Annotated in this window: 3 protein-coding genes; all 3 read left to right on the forward strand. The window is 72.9% G+C overall.

Features of this window, described 5'->3' with window-relative positions; genetic code table 11:
- Positions 1 to 43: 43 nt before the first annotated feature.
- The 3 genes from Q7T15_RS07490 to Q7T15_RS07500 are packed head-to-tail and all read left to right on the forward strand — an operon-like array spanning position 44 to position 3,940.
- On the forward strand, positions 44 to 565 hold the full coding sequence (locus Q7T15_RS07490; protein WP_304694874.1) for a hypothetical protein: 522 nt from the start codon (positions 44 to 46) through the stop codon (positions 563 to 565).
- Between the two features lie 28 nt (positions 566 to 593).
- On the forward strand, positions 594 to 2,366 hold the full coding sequence (locus tag Q7T15_RS07495) for a penicillin-binding protein 2 (RefSeq protein WP_304694876.1): 1,773 nt from the start codon (positions 594 to 596) through the stop codon (positions 2,364 to 2,366).
- 23 nt (positions 2,367 to 2,389) lie between these two features.
- The gene (locus tag Q7T15_RS07500) at positions 2,390 to 3,940 is read left to right on the forward strand and encodes a Mur ligase family protein (RefSeq protein ID WP_304694878.1); all 1,551 of its coding nucleotides are present in this window, start codon (positions 2,390 to 2,392) and stop codon (positions 3,938 to 3,940) included.
- Positions 3,941 to 4,036: the final 96 nt, after the last annotated feature.

Here is a 4,036-nt window from a genome sequence, read left to right on the forward strand (position 1 = left end):
CGTGGTGCCCGGGAGCCGGACGCCGTCGGCCCCGCGCTCGTAGGTGGAGGTACCGTCGGTCGCCGCGATCCTCCTCGCCCAGCTCCTGCTCTCGATCGCGCTCTCCGACGGCGCGTACCGGATCGCCGCGCTCCAGGCGACGGCGGTCGAGCTCGATCGCAACGCGCAGGTGCTCACCGAGAGCCTCGACACTCTGCGGTCTCCGCAGAACCTCGCGGCCAATGCCGAGTCGCTCGGCATGGTCGCCAACGCCAGCCCCGCGTATCTGCGGCTGGCCGACGCGACGGTGCTCGGCGCGCCGGTCGCGGCAGGCGCCGGAGCCGGAGTGCTCGACGGGCGCGACAGCATGATCGGCAATGTGCTGCTGGCCGATGTGCCGCTGGTGACTCCGGCGTCGACAGGGGAGGTCGCGGGCGTTTCACCCGGGCCGTCGACGCCGGGGTCGGTAGCCTCGGGCGGAATCGCCGCGTCGGGTCCGACCGCTCCCACCGCACCGGTGCCCGGTGCGGCCGGACCGGCGGCGCCCGCCGCCCCCGCGACGATCCCGTCGCCCGTGACCAACTGACCGAGCACCGAAGGGGGAGGCCGACACCGTGATCGCCGTCCGACGCACTCGCCGCCGACTGGCTCTCACCGTCGTCATCGTCGCCGCCGTCCTGCTCGCTTTCCTCGTCCGTCTCATCGACATCCAGGTCGTGCGCGCGGGCGAGCTCGCCGAGCAGTCGGAGGCCCGCCGGTCGATCCCTCAGGTCCTGCAGGGCGCGCGCGGCGACATCGTCGACCGCAACGGCGTCGTGCTCGCCGACACCGTGTACCGCTACGACATCACGGTCTCGCCGCGCTTCGTCGCGCCGTCCACGATCCTCGACGAGGAGACCGGCCAGCGGACCACCCGCACGGTGCAGGAGGCGCTCGGTCAGCTCGGCGCCCTCACGGGGCAGGACCCGGCCGCGCTCCAGTCGCTCATCGACGCCGAGCTCGCCGCCGACCCCGACGACGACTTCGCCTACCTCGTGCGCGGAGTCGAGACCGAGGTGTATCAGGCGGTCCGCGACCTGCGCATCCCGTGGGTGTACTTCGAGCGGCAGCCGGCCCGGGCCTACCCGAACGGCCAGGTCGCCGGGAACCTCGTGGGCTTCCTCGGGACGGACGGCCCGCAGACGGGACTCGAGCTCTCGGCCGACGAGTGCCTCGCGGCGACCGACGGTACCTCCACCTACGAGCGCGGGGCCGACGGCGTCCGGCTCCCGGGCACCACGGTCGTCGAGCAGGAGCCCGTCGACGGCGGGACGCTCGAGCTCACGATCGACTCCGACGTGCAGTGGTTCGCGCAGCAGGCCATCGCCGAGCAGGCGAGCGCGGTCGGCGCCGACTGGGCGACCGCCTTCGTCGTTCGGGTCGCCGACGGCGCCGTCGTCGCCGCCGCCGACTGGCCCACGGTCGACCCCAACGACGTCAACGGCACCCCCGCCGACAACCTCGGAGCACGCAGCTTCACGGCCCCCTACGAGCCGGGCTCGACGATCAAGGCCCTCACGTTCGCCGCGCTCCTCGACGAGGGCATCACCCAGCCGCTCGAGAGGTTCACGGTTCCCGGTCGCTACTCGACGATCCTCAACTACACGATCGGGGATGCCTGGGCGCACGGCGACCTGCCCCTCACGACCGCGGGCATCCTCATGAACTCCTCGAACGTGGGCACCTCGATGGTGGTCGAGCGCACGAGCCTCGAGCAGCGGGCCGAGATGCTCCAGCGCTTCGGGCTCGACGAGCCGACCGGTGTGGGCTTCCTCGGCGAGGAGGGCGGCGACATCCAGGACCCGGCCTCGATCGACGGCCACAGCGCCTTCACGCAGATGTTCGGTCAGGGCATGACGGCGACGAGCGCGCAGGTCGCGAGCGCCTACCAGGCGATCGCCAACGGGGGAGTGCACATGCCGCTCACCCTCGTGGCGGGGTGCCGGCACGACGACGGCTCGATGACCATGCAGCCGACGGGCGCGGGCGAGCGCATCCTCTCGGAGCAGGCGGCCGACACGACGGTCTCGATTCTCGAGTCGGTCGTGACCGACGGGTTCCTCTCCTCGCAGCTGAGCATCCCCGGCTATCGAGTCGCCGCGAAGACCGGCACGGCCGAGGTCGCGGAGAACGGGCGCTACGGCGGTCAGCGCATCGTCTCGCTCGCGGGGATGGCGCCCGCCGACGATCCGCAGTTCGTGGTCGTCGTCACTCTCGCGCGTCCCGATACGATGAAGACGTCGGCTGCTGCGGCGCCCACCTTCCGGTCGATCATGACGCAAGTGCTCAAGAGCTTCCGGGTGCCGCCCTCGACGCAGCCCGCGCAGAGCCCGCCGCTCACGTGGTAGGTCCGGTCGAGAAAGAGGTCGTGTTGTCCGGTCGCATCCCCCCCGTCCTGCGGCCCGAGCACCCCTCCGCGCGCCCGATCGGCGGACTCGTCGAGGAGTTCGGGATCGAGGTCGCGCACGGCCGCACCGACGGCGTCGAGGTCACGGGCATCACGCTCGCGACGAGCGACCTGCAGCCGGGCGACCTCTACGTCGGCATCCGCGGGCAGCACCGCCACGGGGCCGAGTTCGGGGCCGCTGCCGTCGAGGCGGGCGCCGTCGCGATCCTGACGGATGCCGCGGGGGCCGAGCTCGCGTCGGGGCTCGACGTGCCCGTCCTCGTCGTCGACGACCCTCGGGCCGCGCTCGGCGAGCTCGCCGCCTGGGTGTACCGGACGCGCGAGGAGCCCCCGCTGCTCTTCGGCGTGACCGGCACGAACGGCAAGACCTCCACCGCCTACCTGCTCGACGGCATCCTCCGCCAGCTCGACCTCGTCACGGGGCTCTCGTCGACCGCCGAGCGGAAGATCGGCGACCTGACCGTCGTGAGCCGGCTCACGACGCCCGAGGCGAGCGAGATGCACGCGCTCCTCGCCCGCATGCGCGAGGCCGGCGTCCGGGCGGTCGCCGTCGAGGTCAGCGCGCAGGCGCTCAGCCGGCACCGCGTCGACGGCATCGTCTTCGACGTCGCGGGCTTCACCAACCTCAGCCACGACCACCTCGACGACTACGCCGACATGGAGGAGTACTTCCAGGCGAAGCTCCCGCTCTTCCAGCCCGATCGCGCCAAGCGCGGCGTCGTCTCGCTCGACTCGCCCTACGGCGAGCGCGTCGTGGAGTCGGCGCGCATCCCCGTCACCACGATCTCGGCGCGGCCCGGCGTCGACGCCGAGTGGCGCGTCGAGCTCACGGAGGAGGAGCCCGCGTTCACGGGCTTCCGCCTCACCGGCCCCGACGGCCGATCGCTCACGACGCGCGTCCCGCTCATCGGCTGGCACATGGCCGCCAACGCGGGCCTCGCCCTCGTCATGATGGTCGAGGCCGGGTTCGACCTCGCCGTCATCGAGCAGGCGCTCGGCGAGACCGGCATCGACGCGTACCTCCCCGGGCGCACCGAGCGCGTCTCGGGCGACCGCGGACCGAGCGTGTACGTCGACTTCGGCCACAGCGCCGACGCGTTCGAGCAGACGCTCGGCGCCGTCCGCAGCTTCACGACCGGCCGCACGATCATGGTCTTCGGCGCCGACGGCGACCGCGACGCCACCAAGCGGCACGAGATGGCGCGCGTCGCCGCCGAGGGCTGCGACGTGCTCGTCATCACCGACCACCACCCGCGTTTCGAGGACCCGGCGTCCATCCGCGCCACCCTGCTCGAGGGCGCCGCGCTCGCGACCAACACGCCCGAGATCCACGAGGTGAGCCCGCCCGAGGCAGCGATCCGCGTCGCGGTCGGTCTGGCGAAGGAGGGCGACTCGATCCTCTGGGCCGGCCCCGGCCACCAGGACTACCGCGACATCCGCGGCGTGCGCACCGAGTACTCCGCTCGCGAGGAGGCGCGCGCCGCCCTGCGCGAGGCCGGCTGGCCGACGCGATGACCGCCGCGCTCGTGGTCGACGACGTCGAGCACCGGCTCGACGGCGCGCTCGTGACCCTCCGCGGCGAGGACGGCTCGACGGCCATGCGCCTCGACG

Source organism: Microcella sp., assembly GCF_030645145.1.
In the GTDB taxonomy this organism is placed as follows: domain Bacteria; phylum Actinomycetota; class Actinomycetes; order Actinomycetales; family Microbacteriaceae; genus Microcella.